The 18,574-nt window shown below is 41.8% G+C and carries 12 protein-coding genes, 1 tRNA gene and 1 pseudogene; 4 read left to right on the top strand and 10 right to left on the bottom strand.

The features are described from left to right. Positions 1–15: 15 nt before the first annotated feature. Positions 16–1,410: a hypothetical protein gene (locus AABK37_RS19565; RefSeq protein WP_432553210.1), complete on the top strand. Its 1,395-nt coding sequence runs from the start codon at positions 16–18 to the stop codon at positions 1,408–1,410. 261 nt (positions 1,411–1,671) lie between these two features. Here AABK37_RS19565 and AABK37_RS19560 read toward each other — a convergent pair whose 3' ends face one another. From AABK37_RS19560 to AABK37_RS19525, 8 genes are all read right to left on the bottom strand, one after another. Then, positions 1,672–2,790, bottom strand: a complete 1,119-nt coding sequence (locus AABK37_RS19560; RefSeq protein ID WP_432553209.1) for a nucleotidyltransferase domain-containing protein — start codon at positions 2,788–2,790, stop codon at positions 1,672–1,674. Between the two features lie 54 nt (positions 2,791–2,844). After that, the gene (locus AABK37_RS19555) at positions 2,845–4,071 is read right to left on the bottom strand and encodes a PqqD family peptide modification chaperone (RefSeq protein WP_432553208.1); all 1,227 of its coding nucleotides are present in this window, start codon (positions 4,069–4,071) and stop codon (positions 2,845–2,847) included. Positions 4,072–4,073: 2 nt separating this feature from the next. Further along, positions 4,074–5,897: an ABC transporter ATP-binding protein gene (locus AABK37_RS19550; RefSeq protein ID WP_432553207.1), complete on the bottom strand. Its 1,824-nt coding sequence runs from the start codon at positions 5,895–5,897 to the stop codon at positions 4,074–4,076. Positions 5,898–5,937: 40 nt separating this feature from the next. Further along, positions 5,938–6,870, bottom strand: coding sequence for a serine kinase (locus AABK37_RS19545; protein WP_432553206.1), 933 nt, complete (start codon positions 6,868–6,870; stop codon positions 5,938–5,940). Between the two features lie 939 nt (positions 6,871–7,809). Then, the gene (locus tag AABK37_RS19540; protein ID WP_432553205.1) at positions 7,810–9,831 is read right to left on the bottom strand and encodes a lasso peptide isopeptide bond-forming cyclase; all 2,022 of its coding nucleotides are present in this window, start codon (positions 9,829–9,831) and stop codon (positions 7,810–7,812) included. Then, positions 9,828–10,268, bottom strand: a complete 441-nt coding sequence (locus AABK37_RS19535; RefSeq protein ID WP_432553229.1) for a lasso peptide biosynthesis B2 protein — start codon at positions 10,266–10,268, stop codon at positions 9,828–9,830. Before AABK37_RS19535 ends, AABK37_RS19540 begins: the two co-directional genes overlap by 4 nt. Continuing rightward, entirely contained in the window at positions 10,252–10,566 is a 315-nt protein-coding gene (locus AABK37_RS19530; protein ID WP_432553228.1) for a PqqD family peptide modification chaperone, read from the bottom strand. Before AABK37_RS19530 ends, AABK37_RS19535 begins: the two co-directional genes overlap by 17 nt. 1,004 nt (positions 10,567–11,570) lie before the next feature. After that, complete coding sequence (locus tag AABK37_RS19525; protein ID WP_432553204.1) at positions 11,571–11,903, bottom strand: hypothetical protein; 333 nt, start codon at positions 11,901–11,903, stop codon at positions 11,571–11,573. Positions 11,904–12,452: 549 nt separating this feature from the next. On the opposite strand from AABK37_RS19525, the gene AABK37_RS19520 reads away from it, so the two are divergent. Then, positions 12,453–12,524: transfer RNA gene (locus AABK37_RS19520), tRNA-Gln, on the top strand. Positions 12,525–12,735: 211 nt separating this feature from the next. Here the strand turns inward: AABK37_RS19520 and AABK37_RS19515 are convergent. Next, complete coding sequence (locus AABK37_RS19515) at positions 12,736–12,930, bottom strand: ribbon-helix-helix protein, CopG family (RefSeq protein WP_432553203.1); 195 nt, start codon at positions 12,928–12,930, stop codon at positions 12,736–12,738. Between the two features lie 1,118 nt (positions 12,931–14,048). Between AABK37_RS19515 and AABK37_RS19510 the strand changes: the two genes are divergently transcribed. Further along, positions 14,049–16,265, top strand: coding sequence for a GumC family protein (locus AABK37_RS19510; RefSeq protein WP_432553202.1), 2,217 nt, complete (start codon positions 14,049–14,051; stop codon positions 16,263–16,265). Positions 16,266–16,400: 135 nt separating this feature from the next. Here AABK37_RS19510 and AABK37_RS19505 read toward each other — a convergent pair whose 3' ends face one another. Then, positions 16,401–16,880, bottom strand: a complete 480-nt coding sequence (locus AABK37_RS19505; protein ID WP_039754020.1) for a hypothetical protein — start codon at positions 16,878–16,880, stop codon at positions 16,401–16,403. 700 nt (positions 16,881–17,580) lie between these two features. Here AABK37_RS19505 and AABK37_RS19500 point away from each other — a divergent pair. Then, positions 17,581–18,384: pseudogene (locus AABK37_RS19500) on the top strand (IS630 family transposase); the annotation flags it as partial. Positions 18,385–18,574: the final 190 nt, after the last annotated feature.

Below are 18,574 nucleotides of genomic sequence, written 5' to 3'. Positions count from 1 at the left end.
TCATACCAAAAATATATGAATAATGAACTGGAATTGTTCAAAAAAAAATCTGATATTATCAAAAATTCAACATTACTTTTAATAGCATTTGCTACTGTTTTCTTTCCCCGGTTACTAGATACATTAGGTTTTCCACCCCCGATTAACTTTGTCCACTTTGTTATTGTTCCTTTCGCCAGCGGATTGGTACTCTTTCAAGCTAGAACAAAGAATCGCAATCAATTTTCCATTTCCATGAGTCTTCTGTTTGGTTTGGCAATTCTATTCGGAGTGACAATAGTCAGCACCCAAGTGAATAATGCTGGGATTATCAATTTGTTTTTAGAATATTTACTGCTGACTGAGCCTTATATGTTTTTGCTGGCGTTAATTTTTATCCCTATGGATAAAAGTAGTTTTACACAATTTAGAAATTGGTTCATATGGTTTTCTTGTTTTCACATCTTTTTGGCACTCCTCCAGAAACTTCTCTTACAAATCGGCATCATGCGTACAACCACTATGGGTATTCCTTGGGATAATATCCAAGGAGTTTTTTATCTTTCGGGAAGCGGTCATGTTGTCGGTGCTTCTGTCTCTATATCTTTTGGACTTTATTATCTGGTCAGTGCCAAAAATTCTCCGCTTTGGCTCCGCGCTTCAGTTTTCATGGCAGCTTTTCTTCAGCTTTTATTTGCCGATGCCAAACAGGTACTATTAGTATCGATGGTATCCTGGGGTATCTTGATTCTCATTAATGTAAAAGATATTAAACTAACCATTCAGTATTTGGTAGCTGCAATTGTAATTTCTTGGATATTAATATGGTGTGTGCAAAATTTAGAACTATTTCGCGCTTTTAAAACTTGGATTAGACCAGAGCTTTACGGTCCTGACGGAGAGGCAACTATACTCAAAACTACAGGAATTAAGATGATTTACTCTTACTACAAATCCCCCTTCAATTGGCTGTTTGGTCTGGGTCCCGGACACACTATTGGTAGACTAGGAGGATGGATGTTGAGTAAATATTGGGATTTATTAAAACCATTAGGTGCTACTATTCATCCTGTAAGTCAACAGATATCGGATGTAGTCTGGGGTAGCTTATTAGGTCGCAGTTCTAGTATGTTCTCACCTTTATTCGGCTGGGCTGGTATTTGGGGAGATTTAGGATTCTTGGGTTTAGGAGCATACTTGTATCTATTCTCTATTGTTTGGCGTCGGCTTTGTTTAGATGACTTTTCCAAGTTTTTGATGCTGAATGTGCTGATTCACGGTTTGATTTTCTCTCAGATGGAAGAACCAGGTTATATGCTATTTGTAACTGGATTAATTGGTTTGCAATGGCAGGAACGCAGAATTGCCAAAGCTTTTAAAGACCGTCCATATATGGGTGTAGATATAAACCGTTCTTTCAAACTGGGATGAAGTACTTTCCTTCATCTGAAATCCCTACTTTCTCAAAACTTTGCTAATATATCATTTAAAATGATTAGGACTTACGCAACAAACTTCGCGTCGGAGCGGTAATTCATGAATTACCGCTACGAAAAATCAGGCTTTTGAGACAATGCAAGCGTAAGTCCCGATATAATGAGTAATGGAATTAAAAAACCATTACTCATTACTCATTGGAATAAATTAAAAGGTAATTTTAACCAATAAATGTCTATTTTTAAGCTTTCCCTATTATGAAGACTTTTCGCGAGTCATCAACCAGTGAATAAAAGATTCTAGATACAAAAGTTTATCTTGCAAGCGTTCCCTAACTCTTATCTGGTAGATAGTCGTTGTCAAAAATCTCTCTGGAACATCGGTTTCTGGGAAAAAATCTTTGCTGACGGAATCAGCAAGAGAAGTTACCTCAGGTTCTGCTTTTATCCTCTGCCAAACTTCTGTAGGAATGCTCACTCCTAGTAGTTCATTAACTAAAAAAAGACCAAGAAATAGTATTCGCCTACAGCCAAATTTGTTAGATTGCGCTATGACTTTTTCCCAATTAATTTCTGGATGACTCCGAATTAATTCGGCAATATCGGCAAGCCATCCTACCACTTCCCAACGATGTCTAGACCCATGAACGCACAGGATTGGCAGCCAGTCTTCTAAAGACAGATTAGGTATTTTTGTACCAAAAAAGGAAAACGGTTCAAGCTTGTCCCACAAATCCTTAGCTTCAATTGGGCATGTATACTTAGGCGCAATTCTCCAATGTATCTCTAGAAGAATTGCTCTATCCTCATCAAAAAAGTTATAGGAATGCTCAGTTTTAGCTTGTAAAAAAGCTCTTTCCTGGCTAGGAGTCAATTCAATCTCCGGTCGATATCCCAGAGAAAGTAGCACTTCTTTAAATTCCAAAACATCTGGCTGTTGAACCATGACATCCAAATCGCCAGACTGCCGAAGTGCTAAATTGCCGTATATTGCAGTAGCTAAAACTTGACCTTTGTATGGTAAAGCGACAATCCCACGCTCTTTTAAAAGACCGAGGATTTTTAGGAGTTCTCCACTTAGAAATAAGTTGCGTTGAGCATTTCTCTGAAAAAGTTCTCGGAGTTCCTTAAATGCTTTCTCAGGAACTGCATTCGCACAAATTTTGTTGAGGCTGTTATATAGAAGTGGCATTAACTTGTGTCTACATGCTGTTGCAATTAGGTATTGCCAATCTATATCTTCCTTAACTAAAGATTTGATGCGTTGAGCGCGTTCATCATCTATTTGGGTACGAGCGCAAGAAAGAAGTAGCTCAACTTCGGGGCGAACATTGATGCTTTGGTTTTTAGTGTATGGTTTAGGAAAGGTTTTCATCACTGCGAAAGCTGGTCATTATTTTAATATTTTTACTTTGTCAATGAGTTTTGCTCAGGAAGTAAAGCCATCGCATTTAATTAACAAACCCCTCGCGTACAACTCATCTATAAATGTCTCCACATCACACCGGAGTGTGGCTTCTTCAACGTCGTAGCTGCTTAATAGTGACATAACAACTTGTTCCACATCGCCATGTTGAGCGATCGCTTGCCAAATTTCAGCACCCACACCACTCAAGCAAAAGCTTTCACCAGTTGCCAAATTCCCAATCACAATCTGTTCCTCATACTCTCCAAAAATGACTTGTGACCCTGGTTGAATCAGTCCTTTACTCTCCGGCTGAATCTGGATAATTGGAGCTTCACTAGCAGCTTTGAGTCGATTTTTCAAGCAGATTTCTGGAGGAATCAACAGCCAACAACCCTCTATCCTTTCAGTCACAGGGTTCCAAACAAAGCGATCTGGTTCATTCCAGCTAAAGCAGATATTGTCTGTCTTTCCCACCCAGTAGCGGATTCCATCTAGTTGTGCGAGGCAGTGTGCTTGCCAGTCTGGGTAATTCTCACCGAGGTCTTCTGGTGCATAGTCATGAATATCTTCAGCGCTCAAACAAGCTTTAACGCGCGGTTCACGAGATGCGATCGCTCTTCGCAAATCTGGATGAGAATAAAGCACTGCAAATATTACTGCCTCATGAGAATGAGACTGCAAAAAGTTGCTCAGTCGAGAACCTGTAAAAACACAGTCATCCACCACTACCCAAGGCACATCGGGCGATGAAGGTGGTTCTAATTGGTCGGGAGTTAGCCCCAAAGCGTAAGCCAGCATTGCCAAAACTATCAGCCCTCCACGGGGAATCCCAGTGAAGTGAAACTCCTTTAATTCCTCGTAACCAAAGCGATCTACTAATTGTTTCGCCAGACGCTGACAATCCGCTTCCGCTTGACGATAACTGATGTAGCGCAGACGAGTTATGTTCAGATTCAAATCCTGGAGTTCTCTAGCAATTCGCACTCTACCAGCTTCATCCAAGCAACCCAACACAAAAAGTGCAGGTTGAGGAGTGGGACGAACAATTAATATGTTTCCGGGCATTTCTGCCCAGATGGGACTGCTGGCAATAGCTTGAGCTAGCCCAAAAAGTGCCTCGGTGGGTTCCTTTAGCTGAAGTTCACGGCTGTACTTAGCCAAGGCTTCTGAGTCGATAGGAATGCCGTATATTTTAGGTAATGATACGGATGGCAGTTGTGCCTCGTTTTGGCAGAGAATTTCTTGCATAGTTAAACAGGAACATTACTAGTAACTTCCATTTGCTCTTTCCAAGACTGGGCATAAAAACCACCCTGAGCCAGCAATTCATCATGGCTTCCTGATTCCACAATCTTACCAGCACGCATGACGTGAATTATGTCAGCCCGCATTGCCAAGGTGAAGCGGTGGGTAATCACAACCGCAGTCCGTCCATTTGCCATAGTGCGGAATCGCTCTAACCAATCAAACTCCGCCCAAGGGTCCATTGCACTGGTCGGTTCATCCAGAATAATGATTTCGGCACGTCGCAAAAATGCTCTTGCTAAAGCAAGACGCTGCCATTGTCCGCCGCTGAGTTCTGTACCTTCAGGAAACAACTTGCCTAATATTGCGTTGTAACCTTGAGGTAAGCTAGCAATTTTCTCATGGATGCCAGCATTTTTAGCTGCCAACTCAATCTCATCTAAACTCGGAGTTGCTGACCAATCACCCAAAGCAATGTTTTCGGCAGCGGTGACGTAGTAAGAAACAGGAAACTGGAACAAAACTGTAATTAAACGCTGATATTCTATAACAGATAAATCGCGAATATCAATTCCATCTAGTTGAATGCAACCAGACTCCGGGTCATAAAAACGACAAAGTAGCTTGATTAAAGTACTCTTTCCTGCACCGTTATCCCCGACAATTGCAACTATTTTCCCCGCTGGAATCGTCAAATTAAAATTTTCTAAGACAGGGCGATCGCTACCCGGATAGCCAAAACTAACTTGTTGAAAGCTAATTCCCTGTTTCAATTGCTTGGGAATAGCTAGGGGCTGGGTTGGGCTGATAATTTGCGGTTTTAACTCTAAAAATTCAAATAAATTACTGATAAATAAGCTACTTTTATAGATTTGTCCTAGATTACCCAGCAGCGAAACCATTACGCCCCGACTTTGTTGAAACGCTTGAAAGAACAGAGCAAGTTCACCAAGGGTCATCTTTCCTTGCAAAATTCGCCAAACTACCCAACTCAGAGGAGCCATAAAAACGAAAAGTCCCAAAATCGTGGCACTGAAGCGCCCTAAACTTTGGATTTTGAGTATTTGCAGATACTCTGTTCTGAGCCGATGGCGTGATTTTAGGTAAGTAGACTGGAACTGAGAACCTAAGTTAAATAGTCGTAATTCTGCAGCAGTGTTGCTGTTAGTCAGGAGTGCATCGTAATATTCCTGCCGTCGCCGTTCTGTTGTAGTCCCCTGCCACCAACGGTGATAGTAGCGATTAAGATTTAGGATTATATATAAAGATGGCAGCGCACTGATTAATAAAACAACTGCTAGCCATGCACCATAAGGAAGTAATATTGCCGCCATTGCCAGAAGGGTAATGCTGTTTTGCATTCCATTACCGAGATTTTCTAACAGAGACAGGGATTGACCGCTGGCATCGCTACGCGCTCGGTTCAGGCGATCGTAATACTCTGATGATTCATAAAAGGCATAATCTACTGCTACAGACTTTTGATGAATCAAGGTGGTGATATGGTCGTGGACAAATTCAGATTGAGCCGTCCGTACCCATTCCATCACGGTTTGCAGACTTCCTCCTAGCAGCAAGACGCAAACCATTGCTGCTGCTGGAATTATAATCGGTTGAGCGCTCTGCCAAGTTGCCCCAGCCCCCATGACTGCTACTAAACCATCAACCACCGAGCGAGTCAGGTAGACCATCGCAACTGGCATGAGTCCCTGAATAACTAGTAATATAGCCCAGGCGATCGTCCATTTTTTAGATGCAGTCCAGACTAAATCTAGTGTTTTTGGCAAATAAGAAATTCGAGCGATCGCTCTGCCTAATTTTCTATTCAAAATTTTAAATCCCTTTCTTTTCCATTTTTAAAATATACCCTTAGGCAGATGCAAACAATTGAATATTCTCGTGTTCATCAAATATTGTTTGAGCAATATCTTCTTCTATTAGCTTGACTAACTTTGGTAATCCAGCTAAAGAACTTTTTCTTTTTAAACGACATATCGATACATTCTTCACCAAATTAGCGCACTGACGCAGATGAGAGCTAACAAACTCTGGTGTAGTTAGTAAGTCGGTAGCGCGGGAGTGGCGAACCAGTTCTATCAGAGCATTTTGAGGTGACAGAGGCTGTATTTCGTTGTGCGTTGCTGCCACATTTTCCAGCACATAAATCCGCTTGACTGGTAGAGCAATTTGCGAAAATCCTTGGTCAAGACGATTATTCCGTTTTGCTACCCCAGCATGAATTGAAGTTAATCTCTCAAAGTCGTATCCTAAAGAAGCTGCTGCATCTGGTAATAGTTTGACTTGGGGAAAGCTGGGAAAAGCGATCGGGGGGTTACTCTCAACTTTTATCGCCATCACATCGTCTGTGAGTAAACCATACCCTTGGTTGTAAAAAGCATTCGCCAAGGTTGATTTACCCCATCCGGAATGACCCAAAAACGCTACTGCTCCATTATCGATCGCAATGCTACTGGCATGAAGGACCAGATGCGATCGCTGTCGCAGCAACACGGCAAAAGCTGGTCCCAAAATAAAAGGACGAAGCAAATCCTCATCAATTCCTGGGTCTGGTTCGACAACAATCTTGCGTCCCGACTCTACCAAAAACCTGCCCGCTGTAGAGTTTTCTAACTCTAAAAATGCCACTAGCTTGTTAGCACCATCAGCTGTTTGTGTTTCTAACTGGCTAAGGGAGCGCAGCGAAATCACCACATCCGGCTTTTGTGAAACTTCACTCTTGCTGAGTTCCGGAAAAGGAAACTCAGAGTGAATGCGGAGATTATAGGCAGTATAAGCAAACACTTTTGAGTATCCTTGGACAAAATTATAGTTGGCTATTATGATTGTGTTAACCTGCTTTCCTTCTTCAAAAGGAAGGATAAAAAAGGGCTACGGATGCCCGTAGCCCTTTGCTAGGCAAGCTCTAGCTTCGACAACGAAGGTAGATTGATTGCAAGGACTTTAAAAGCTGTTTATTCAGCTTGCTGTAGCGGCTACTACAGCATTCCTTGCTCTCTATTACACACCCTTCGCGGAAGGATTCACGCAATCACCTTTCTTCGGACCGGTTTTGTAGGTTATGCAAGCATTCAGTGAACCAGTACCATTTTGGTTTGTTGCGTTTGTCTGACCGTAAAATACATCGCCGTCTTTACTGTCGAAAGAGTAAGCCGTGATATTGCTGACGCTTCCGTGTTTGACCAGTTGTGGTACTGAGTAGCTTTTCTTCATTTGAAAACTCCTGATTGTTGGTTGTAAACGCGAACTGTTAATTTGATTCAGATAACCTTTTACTAGGCAAGCTCTAGCTTCTACAACGAAGGTAGATTGATTGCAAGGACTTTAAAAGCTGTTTATTCAGCTTGCTGTAGCGGCTACTACAGCATTCCTTGCTCTCTATTACACACCCTTCGCGGAAGGATTCACGCAATCACCTTTCTTCGGACCGGTTTTGTAGGTTATGCAAGCATTCAGTGAACCAGTACCATTTTGGTTTGTTGCGTTTGTCTGACCGTAAAATACATCGCCGTCTTTACTGTCGAAAGAGTAAGCCGTGATATTGCTGACGCTTCCGTGTTTGACCAGTTGTGGTACTGAGTAGCTTTTCTTCATTTGAAAACTCCTGATTGTTGGTTGTAAACCCGAACTCTTAATTTTTATTTAGAGTAACGGCATCTCTATTTTTACATATAAACTGTTAAAAAGCAAGAAAATTTACTAACTTTTATAGTAAACTGTTCTCTATAACTTGCTGTAACGCAACCACAATGCCAACATCGCTGCTTTCCAAACTGGCAAACGCTCTTCCTGTAGATTAACTTTGCTTGCAGATATTAATCGCTCATATGCTGCACGCAGGACATTTGTGTCTACGTAAGTTTCCGCAGTTTGCAAGTGGTTGAGCATTACCTCATCTAAAACTTTTCGATCTAGTGTCAGTAGACCGTACTGAAAAGTATGAGACATATTGCCTTTGCCCAGACGCCACTGCACTTGGTCAGGTAAAACATTTTTCATGGCACGGCGCATGACTAAGCGCGACCATCCTTTGTTGAATTTCTGTTCAGGAGGCAGAGACAGACAAAACTCCAGCAAGCGTTTATCCATAAACGGGTGACGAACTTCGACTTGAAAAGCTGCTGCATAGCGATCTGATATCTCTAGCGCTTGGGTTATTACGCCAGAACTAAGACCGCGCCAGTGACGTTCCCTTTCTGTGGACGGGAAACTTGACAGAAAGTCTTTAAAAAGCTCGATACGCTTCTGCAAACCGATGCGCCTCGCAAAGCTGCGGTTAATCATCGATTTGTCAAGGTTTGTATTAAAACTATGTCCGCGTAGAAAGTGCCAAACTTTGAGCACGAACTGCGGAAGCAAAGGTTTTAAGCCGTGGCGCAGAAAAATCTGCCGCCGGGAAACCTTAAAGTGTTTCAATAACTCATTGGTCTGTTTAACAAAAGCAATCAACTTCCATTTGCGTGCTAGTTGTTCCAAACATGTCAGACCATACTGTCGCAGAATACTGATTTGGGACGCACCAGTGAGTTCATAAACAGCGTCAAGTTCAAGAGCGAAAGTTGCCCATTCTCCTTTATTTGCCAGTTCAGCGAAATAACCCTCGCCGTGCGATATGGTGTTATCGCCATCAAAGCCATCTAAGACAACTCGGACACCAACTTTTTGAGCAGCATCGTTCAATTCCCAAGCCAAGAAATGTGTAGGTGCAGGAATAGCTTCATCTTGATAGCGGAAAATTTCCTCTAAGTTTGACAAAGGACCCATTTCATCAGCGTGGACATAGTGGGGAATCATGTCACCTTGGGCAATCACAGCCTCAATAAAAGAGCGCTCGTCACTTTCGGGAACAGCATCAAAAATATTTGAGAAGGTGTGCAATGAGCGATTTTTTCCTTCTTGTATCAGCAATTGTCGTGCCATACAAGTAATAGAAGAAGAGTCCAACCCACCACTGAGATGAGAACCCACGGTAAAAGCGCTACGCAACCGACACCGTACAGCTTCCGCAAAGATTTTCTGCAATGCTTCGGCATATTCTTCATCAGAATTCAGCCGTAGTTCCCGCTTGGGGTCAAGCGTCCAGTAAGACTCTATTTGTATACCTTTGGCATTCACCGTTAGGCTACTTGCCGGAGGAAGTCGCAAGATATCCTGGTAAAAGGTGTTGGATTTATCTTGCAAGTTTGCTGCCAGATAGTCACCTACGTTCACCTCATTGAGTTGGCGTGGTATTTCTTGCAAACACAATAAAGCTTTAATTTCAGAGCCAAAAGCAAAAATTCGACCTGTTTGAAAGTGATAGTAGAAGGGCTTAACACCGATGTGGTCTCTAGCACAGAATAGTATCTGCTTTTGTTTATCCCAAATTGCAAAGGCAAAATCACCTAAAAGATGCTTTGGGCATTGTTCGCCCCATTTTTCGTAAGCAGCCAATATTAACTGGCTATCCGTAATTTTATCAGATGCACAGTTATTTAATTGTAACACACTTCTGAGTTCATCGCGGTTATCTATGCGAGCATCTGAGGTAATAATCAAATCGCCTGTAGAGTTAGCTAAAGGTAACTTTTCTAGCAAGGATTCAGGAGTAGTCCACAGCATCCGATGCCCGAAACCGATCGCCCCATCTATCCAGATGTCTGCACCATCGGGTCCCCGGTGCGCCAGGGTTTCCACCATCATTCCCAGGTCTTCCCGGTCTACAGCGCGATCGCCAAGATAGTGAATACCCATAATGCCACTCATAATTTCACTCCTTCAAGAGACGGCAGTGGCATAAAGCGGGAAAGGTCTGTTAGATAACCCATGACAATTAGTCCTTCATGTTCTATCCAAGCGTGAGCTTCTAAAATTCCTTTTTCTCCTTTAGCAACACCGATCCGCAGTTCGCAAGAGTGACCGTTGCGATTCATTAGCACCTGGGTAGTCAAAGCGCGAGCCAGACACTTTACACCAGGCATATAGCGGCTAACTGCCTTTACAGCCCAAGAAATCTTGCCGACGGACACTTGTGTTACTTGTAGGCGATCGCTTTGCCGGCTAATTTTTGCTAACACTTTTAAAAGGGTGCGAAAGGGCATTAACCACAACCCTAGCCTGATGGTTGCTAGTAAAATTAAGGTCATGATTAAAAGGTGGCGATCGCTTGCTCCCATCCGAAAAAATTTAAACAGTCGTATTATTTTTGACATCGATTAGCCCTGCTGCCAAAAGGTCTTCAAGCAATGCTTTGAGGTCGCGATCGCACTGTTGAGGTTCAACTTCATACTCTTGCAGAAGGATCGGCTTGATATCTCTCACAGCTTTTGGTTCCTGAATCAAAGTCCAAATCAGCGCTCCCACCTCATTCAACCCGTGATAAACTCCAGTCTTGAGATTGAGAATGACTGCCTCCCCACCCAGATCCGAAGAAATTTGTTCAGTATTTGCCTCTACTATCGAAGACTCAGAGATTTTCTCATCTAGTTGTTTTAAGTTCATATTTTCTAAATTTCCTTTGGCTATTTGATTAATGATGTATTTACTTTTTGTATAAATCACTTTTCTTGTACTTACGTATCTATCCGGGAAGATTTGACTAAATATCGAATATATTTTTTAGACTTGGGTAAATACTCATAGGGAAATTCACCACCTGTGGAGTATCGCCATACACAAGCTATCAGAATCGATATGCCTGGGTGCATACTTGGAAGCAGAAGTTATTCGACAAAATCACTACCTTTAACAGCTAGACAATAATAAATGCAAAAATCGTCACAAAGCCTTTAGGGTCAGCGATGGCATCAGTTGGATGGCAGTAATTAGCCTTAGTATAAAATTTTGAGAAGTTTGCTTGGCTACAATTAGCACAAAGTAGATTTTACTAAAACAAGCAGCCTGGTACACGTATTTGGTAGATACTTACGTACCCTCTCTTATGGCAGTATACATACGTATGCTATCTTTGGATCTAAGGTTCATGAAAAAAACACATTCTTGTTAAGAGCGTGTAAAGAAAAACAATTTATTCAGGACTTAGGCAAAACATATCGTAAGTAGCGATAATTCATGAATTATCGCACTCGTAAATTAAGGAACTACGCCGATTTTTTGCGTAAGTCCTATTATTATTGTTGGAAACCAACCCAGCATTGAAACTGAGGATAGCCACCAATTGATTGACCGATAAGCCATCACTATTCTTTGAGTGTCATCAACCTTAAGCGTTCTTGAAGATAACTTTCTTTTAGGCAATATTCAAAGATTTTTAAACTGGTGGTTACAACTGACAATCAACTCAAGCTGTTGGTGAAAGTTTCCTGTCGTGAATTTTACGAAGAGTGCGAACGCCTATAGTTGTGCCAATTAGAAAGCTTATAACTAAAGACGCATCCGATAAAAAATCTATATTAGATAATTTAAACTTATGCTGACTGCAAGCTGCTATAGTATCTTACTAAGTGGAGACATATTGCTTAATGATGTCAAAAATGAGAATCAACTCACAACTCAGGTTTCTCAACGATTGCTTCGCACAGTAAAGCCATCCACATATCTGGTGGATCCAAGTAATAATCAATTTCTTCAACTTGATATCGACAAGAGTTAGAGCCGTTTTTTAAAAAAATATAATCACCACGCTTGATACCTTTACCCTGTCCTGTCATATAACCTTTTTTCAAGTCATTTACAAATTCAAATACATAGTCACGTCCGCTGACGTATCGGGTATAATCATAAGTTTTATTCGGCTGCTGTTTGGGTTTATTTAATAAAAAGCTAAACAGCGATGAAAAAACGACCCTGAGGTTGATGCTTGACCTGGTAGAAGACATAAGTAAATTAAAAATAATAATTTGCAAACAGATAAGCAGTTTCTTTTACGCTGACAATTAGCTCTCGTTCAATTTGGGTAATTTATCACAATCATGGATAGCTATAACCTAAATGTATTATCATTTTAATCGACTATTTTTATTTGACAAGGTTTAAATACCTAAAATACCAGGGCAAACAAGTTTAAGATGCAAGACAATTTAAGGCAATGTCTTACATAAGTCAGCAGGCATTCATAAAACGCTTCAATTGTAATACCAATTCTGGCTTGAAGATGCGTAACACAAATTACGCACGCACGCTCTTTCGCTTCACGTAGGGGCAATTCATGAATTGTCCCTACACAGATGGGAAGCGCAACCTCACATAGAATTGGTATAACTATTTACTACTTCGTTAGTCTGAAAACATTCAAGGACAATGTTCGCGCTCGGATAGTCATTATCTGGCTTTAGTGAAGGGCAAGGATGTCATTTGTCCAAAATCCGATTTGAAAGCACTTGACATTACACCATGAGTGACTGCTATACTAATTGAAGTGAAATCGTTGGGGCGTAGCCAAGTGGTAAGGCAGCGGGTTTTGGTCCCGCCATTCCTAGGTTCGAATCCTAGCGCCCCAGTATTATGTAGAAGGGCTAGTTGTAATACACTGTCCCTTATTTTTTATCTAAAGTATAAGTAAAGATTAGCGAGAGTTTGAGGGTTAGCCAGAGCGATCGTCTAATATAATTTATACTCTAGGAAGGATTGATAGCTTCATGTAGCTGAGATTTATTTACAGTAATGAAAGCAGAAAGCCCACGTGCTTTTAGCCGTGGGGATGCCAGACACCTACGGAGGGAAACCCTCCTGCAGTGCTGGCTCATGAATGCGTTGCACATGCGCGGTGCTGTCAGATATCTTCTCTAAAGAACGAATCCACTCTCGCACTAAATCTGTTTTGGTTCGTTTTGTTTTCTTGGCGTGTTTTTCTAAAATTTTCATCTCAGTTTCTGGGATTCTGACGCTTAGATGTTTTTCTTTCATATGTATCGCAAAATGCTGTACATATGTTATCATTATTTTAGTGGGTAGGGTATTTAACCACTTTAAAAACCCAGAGTCGAGAGGCATCGCATCTTGAAAACTGAAGATAAGGGGTTCTGTGCAGGAATGCTTGCACAGGTAAAATCTTCACTTCCCCAAGTACCAGAAAACCAAGATTTTGTTGGTCGAACAGTACGGTAGGGCATACCGGATCTGGCTTCTGCAATCGAGCAAAAAGCTTGTGGACAGACCCACCTCACAGCATAGAAGGGCGACCAACTATGGTAAGTGGACTGGATGAACCAAGAATCCCACGTGCTTCTAGCCGTGGGAGTGTCAAAAAGCGCACTCGTATATTTGTTGCTTAAGCAGTAGCTGAAATCTACGAATTGCAATTTGCCAACCGCGTCGATCGCCTCAAACAAGGTACTAACCTGAATCCGTGGAAACTTCTACAGAGGATTACGCTTAGAGATGAAAAAAATATATTTATAGGACTTACTCACTTCCTTCGTCTTACCAATTGAATTTACGTAGGGGCAATTCATGAATTGCCCCTACAAGACTTTAATTTGGCGTCAGTCAGAAATTATGTATTTAAACATACTGTGCTACACTGAAATAAATTAACTCAAATCTTTGTTATTAGGTTTTATCCGGAAAAGTTTAAAGTTAATTAGTAACACTAAACAAATTAGTCCAACCTGCAACACTTGGATTTAAATACCAAACGTGTTAACTTTATTGGAACCTAATTAGCCTACATTGCAGAGGAAGTTGACTGTATAAAAAATATACGCTGCTTTGACTGACGATCTATAATGAACCAACCAATTTATCCTGCGTAATGTTACTGTAGTTGTAGTGCATCGCTCCGTTAGCAGATCGGATCGTAAATACTGTCTTCCAGGGTAATAAGCCTATCAGGTGGGTCAAGAGCAATACTCAAGTTCTGCTTGAGATTCTTAAAGACTATGAAATTAGTCGGTTTATTCAGTAATTAACCGGGGTGTTCCGAAAGCCAAGGCAGCGTAAGACGAAGTTCAACTACGTATGTCTACTTCAAATTAACACATCGTATTCCGAAATTACTGTTAGTAATTTAATTTACCATAGCCATGCTAAAGTCAGAAAAATATCCTCACCCTTTGTCACAAGCGAACACAGCCCAGTTAAATGATGTTGATGAAGGTGGATTAAATCTGGGTCAAGTTGGATCTGCTTTGCGTCGCCGAGCATTGTTAATTGCTGGTGTAACAGGCGTAATAGCAACGGCGGCGGTGTTGAAAGCAGAACAAGACCCTCCGGTGTATCAAAGTGAGTTTGAGATTTTAACCAAGTCTTTAAGTGCTGAGAATAAGGCTCTAGCCGATGTTCCTCAAACTATCGGTTCCCAACAGGTAGCAGCTCCTGAGCCTGCAAAACAAGTCGAGACCACGATCGCAGTTTTACAAAGTCATAGAGTTTTAGACCCTGTTGTCGAAAAGCTTCAAGCTAAACATCCTGACTTGACTTACGAGGTACTTGTTGGGAGTTTAGCGATCGCACCCGAAAAACTAAATATCTTAAAAGTCCAATATATTCATCCTGACGAGAAGGTAGTTAGTGAGGTTTCCAAAGCACTTGCTGATGCTTATTTGCAGTATAGTTTGGCAGAGCGTCAGGCAGATGTAGATCAGGCAATTAAGTTCGTTAACCAAGAAAAACTGCCCTTAGAGCAGCGGGTTCAGGTGTGGCAAAACAAATTGCGAAACCTGCGGTTGGAGAATAAGTTAATTGATCCAGCACAGAAAGCTGGAGAGGTATCTGGACATATTGCGACTTTGACGCAACAGCAACTCGATAATCGGGTGCAGCTACAGCAATGGGTAGCTAAGTATCAAGACTTACAAACAGAGTTAGCCCAACAACCAGGTGCTGAGGCTAGTAATTCATTGTTGAGTGATAATCCTCGCTATCAAAAGTTACTGGATCAGATTCAGGGATTGGATGGTGAGATAGCCAAAAGGTCAGCTATCTTCACGAATGAAGAAGAAGGCATGAAGCGTCTTAATGAACAGAAAGCAACGATACTCTCTTTGTTGCAACAGGAAAGGCAGCGGGTTAATCGAGATTTTCAAAGCCGCATCCGGGAACTGCAAGCCAGAGATCGAGCATTGGATGCAAAAATAATTAGTTTAAATAATTACGTCAAAGATTTGGCAAGTATTAGCCGTAATTACGATAACATTCAGCGGGAATTACAAGTTGCCACTCAAGGTCTGACTCAATTTACAAGCAAACAACAAGCATTGCAGCTCGAGAAAGCCCAAAAGCAACAACCTTGGCAGTTACTCGATCCTAAACTTACTAAAGTGACTGAACCTGATGCTATTTCAGAAAGTGCTAAGAAAAACTTAGCATTGGGGGGAATGTTAGGCTTACTGTTGGGTGTAGGGGCAGCTTTAGTTGTAGATAAACTCAGCAATGTCTTTTATACTTCTAAAGACCTCAAAGAAGCGACTAGACTACCTCTGTTAGGTGTAGTTCCGTTAAGAAAAGAACTAGCGGCATTGGCGAAGCCAGAAAATGTACGATCAGGAGCGCAACCAGTAAGTAGCATTTCCTTTTTTGAAGTGTTTCGCTCTCTTTATACAAATATTCTTCTTTTGGGTTCGGATACGCCAATTCGCTCACTTGTAATCAGTTCGGCAGGACAGGGAGACGGTAAATCTACTGTTGCTATACAGTTAGCGCAGGCAGCAGCAGCGATGGGGCAACGAGTTTTATTAGTAGATGCGAATCTACGTTGTCCGACTTTGCACAATCGAGTCGGACTGATGAATATTCAGGGATTAACCGATGTAATTTCCCAAGACTTAGAGTGGAATAATGTAATTGAGCGATCGCCTTTAGAAGAAAATCTCTTTGTCATGAGTGCAGGTCCAATTCCCCCAGACTCGGTAAGGTTACTCGCTTCTCAAAAAATGCAAGATTTAATGGACGATCTGCAAGCCAGTTTCGATTTGGTAATCTATGACACACCGCCACTTTTGGGCTTTGCAGATGCCTATTTACTAGCGGCTAATACCAACGGTATGGTGCTAGTTGCTGGTTTGGGCAAACTAAAACGTACTGTACTCCAACAAGCATTAGAAGAAATTCAAGTTTCTGGCACTCCCATTTTAGGGTTAATCGCCAATAAATCTAAAGATTCCACACCATCGTCTTATAGCCACTATCAGCAGTATTACAGACAGAGCATGAGTGCTGAACGAGTTGGTGACGATACAGATGACGACACCGCTAATTCCGGGTCAAAGTCTACTTCAATCACAAATATTAAACGACGTTAAAATGGGAAATAGGGCAATGGGCATTGGGGAGGCAGTGCCGTGCGGAGGTTCCCTCCGTTGAGGCACCTGCCGTCATAGGGCAATGGGAATAATTCTTTTCCTACTCCCTACTCCCTACTCCCTACTCCCTACTCCCTATTTTTCCGGCGATTTGAGAGCTTGATCGAGAACTTGCCTTGCTTGTTCTGCTTTAGTTCGCGCTTCTTGATAACGCATATTAGCTTGGGCAAAATTTTTGAGAACTTTAAAACCTTCCTTGAGACGGGTAATTTCTTCCTCAGTGACTGACTGATCGCTAAAGAGGACATCAACTGCTTTGCGAATTTCCAATGCTTCAGCACGGGAATCTTGAACTTTGAGCTTGAGTGTAGCAAGATTGCTCAAAACTTGGACAGCTTGTGTAATCGCATCCTCACCACCGGCAGTGTCAATTGGCGCTTCTTTCACCTCAATTAATTGTTGAGCACCAAATCCCTCTTCTAATTCGGTGGGTAGTTTACCTGCTTCCATTAGTTCCATCAGCTGATCCATCGCTTTCTCACGGGCTTTAGCTGAATCTTTGCCGGAAACAGTGAGAATGATTTCTGGGCTTTGAGCAAGAGTGTACTGAACCATATCTAAGCAAAAAAGTTGCTGGTTAACCAAGCCGAGGGAAATTATTTTAACATGAAGTGAGTAACAACTCGCGGATTAAGCTAAATTTAAAAAATAATTTTGAATTTTACATTTTGCTCTCAAGTTCAGCAGTAGCTTTGCAGGGTATACCAAAGCAACAAAAATAAAACTTTATAAAGAAGTAGGCTGAAAACCGTGGAGGATGTGGCGCACAGCGCCGTCCAAGCGTGCTGTCTTACCAGGGTTTCACAAACACTCTTTCACGATTCGGACAGTGCGTATAAGTGAACTCGTTCCTCAACACTCCGAAGCGACATTTTATAGATGTTGGCGCACTGTCCGAATCGTATCCGCTCTTAGTGCCCAAGGGATGAAAGCCACTTCGGTAGGCACTCAGCCTACCGTGATGTGATTAGCGTCACAACAAGCTTTATGCTGGGGTGTTAGTATAAGAATGTAGTTGGTTGGTCGAGCCAAATGATAATTTACGAGTTTTCGGAGTAACGGTTGCTACGTTCAATTTGCAATTGACATCAATCTAAAAATTGATGCACCAATGACCAGGCAGATGACCGGAATAGACTTAGGGCTGAAATATTTCATTGCTGATGACAAAGGCAATGTAGTAGTCTGTCAATTTAAAATTGATGAATAGGCGGCTAGTGTAAACTGTAGAGACTTAAAACAATGCGCGTATCTGATGCCGAAGAAAAAATACATTGTCTCTCTAACATCTGAAGAGAGAACGTACTTAGAAAAATTGACAACTACAGGTAAAAGTTCTGCGTATAAAATCAATCATGGGCGTGTGTTACTGCTGGCAGATACCAACCGAGAGGAAGGGGGTTGGATAGATCAAGCGATCGCTTCGACCTTAAACATCAGTGCCTCAACAATTGAAAGGGTAAGACAGCGATTTGTGGAGGAGGGTTTGGAACAAGCTCTAAATCGGCAACCTCAAAGCCAGCGTAAACCACATCGATTGGATGGTGAACAGGAAGCGCATTTAATTGCCTTGACTTGTAGTACCCCTCCATCTGGTTGTTCCCGTTGGACATTGCGGTTACTCGCAGAAAAATTAGTGGAATTGCAGTTCGTTGAAAGTGTTTCTCATGAAACGGTTCGTCAGACACTAAAAAAAACGAACTTAAGCCTTGGTTAAACGAGTCTTGGGTAATACCCCCACAAGAGTAAAGCCGCATTTGTTTGCCACATGGAAGACGTGTTGGATATTTATAAACGTCCTTACGACCCCCAATATCCAGTTGTGTGTTTTGACGAAAGTAGCAAGCAATTGGTAGCAGAAATCATTGAACCGTTACCAATGGAACCAGATCAACCCCAACGTTACGACTATCAGTATGAGCGAAACGGCGTATCTAATTTGTTCATGTTTTTTGAGCCATTAGCAGGATGGAGACATGTCGAGGTTACTGATCAACATACTGCTGTCGATTATGCCCAGCAAATGAAATATCTCGTAGATATATGCTACCCCGATGCTACTAACCCAAGTTGCGGGTTATCAAATTCTAGGTTTTTGCATCCGTCGATTCATGCGATCGCGAAACGATGACTTGTTAGTTCGCGCACCACAAGTTGGGGTTGCGCTACGCGCAACCCCAACTTCGACTGAATCAAAAATGCAATTACTGAATCGGTTTAGAGTATCATAATTTGCTTATTCCATAAAT

This window comes from Tolypothrix sp. VBCCA 56010 (assembly GCF_050875635.1).
Taxonomy (GTDB): Bacteria; Cyanobacteriota; Cyanobacteriia; order Cyanobacteriales; family Nostocaceae; genus Hassallia.
This window is presented reverse-complemented; position numbering and strand designations above follow the sequence as displayed.